This is a genomic window from Helicobacter pylori (assembly GCF_001998165.1).
Lineage (GTDB): Bacteria > Campylobacterota > Campylobacteria > Campylobacterales > Helicobacteraceae > Helicobacter > Helicobacter pylori_DL.
Map to the genome: position 1 here is coordinate 1 of NZ_MTWR01000186.1, position 202 is coordinate 202.

Annotated in this window: 1 pseudogene; it reads right to left on the bottom strand. The window is 48.0% G+C overall.

Going from position 1 to position 202, the window contains the following annotated elements:
• Window positions 1–202 (bottom strand): annotated as a pseudogene (locus BZK24_RS08815) (hypothetical protein); the annotation flags it as partial.

Below are 202 nucleotides of genomic sequence, written 5' to 3' on the forward strand. Positions count from 1 at the left end.
CCTCCATAACTTGAAAAGAAAAGAGAAAATCAAACCCACCCACCCACAACACCACCCCAAAAGCCAAAAAGACAGCCCATAAAGGGACCGCCCCTAAAACCGCCACGCTTCCCGCAATGGGGGCCAAACCCAAAGCCAAGCCCACGATGAAAGGGATAATGGGGTAATTTGGCACATGCAATTTGTTGTCTTTAATCGTAAT